Raw genomic sequence first — 719 nt, 5'->3', positions numbered from 1 at the left:
AGGATCTCTCTTTTCCCTGCGTGGTTGGCGGGTCCGACGATGCCCTCGTTCTCCATGCGCTCCATGATGGATGCGGCGCGGTTGTAGCCGATCTGGAGGCGACGCTGGATGTAGGAGGTCGAGGCCTTCTTGTCGCGCAGCACGACCGCAACCGCCTGCTCGTAGGGGTCGTCCGAGTCGGCCGAGCCCATGCCGGTCTTGTCGAAGACGGCGCCGTCCTCGTCCTCGCCGGCTTCGTCCTCCTCGGAGGTGACGGCGTCGAGATATTGCGGCCGGCCTTGCGTCTTGAGATGGGCGACGACCTTCTCGACCTCGGCATCCGAGACGAAGGGTCCGTGGACGCGGGTGATGCGGCCGCCACCGGCCATGTAGAGCATGTCGCCCTGGCCGAGCAGCTGCTCGGCGCCCATCTCGCCCAGGATCGTGCGCGAATCGATCTTCGAGGTGACCTGGAAGGAGATCCGGGTCGGGAAGTTCGCCTTGATCGTGCCGGTGATGACGTCGACCGAGGGGCGCTGGGTGGCGAGGACGACATGGATGCCCGCCGCGCGGGCCATCTGGGCCAACCGCTGGATCGTGCCCTCGATCTCCTTGCCGGCGACCATCATCAGGTCGGCCATCTCGTCGACGATGACGACGATATAGGGCAGAGGCTCGAGGTCCATGACCTCCTCCTCGTAGATCGCCTCGCCCGAATGCTTGTCGAAGCCGGTCTGGAC

1 protein-coding gene is annotated in these 719 nt (G+C 65.6%); it reads right to left on the bottom strand.

The features are described from left to right. The coding region (locus NUV79_RS25230) for a DNA translocase FtsK (protein ID WP_257735814.1) at positions 1-719 on the bottom strand (719 nt) is incomplete at both ends.

Source organism: Allobosea sp. 47.2.35, from assembly GCF_024655635.1.
Lineage (GTDB): Bacteria > Pseudomonadota > Alphaproteobacteria > Rhizobiales > Beijerinckiaceae > Allobosea.
Note: the sequence above shows the minus strand (reverse complement) of the source record. Positions and strands in the feature narration are given on the sequence as shown.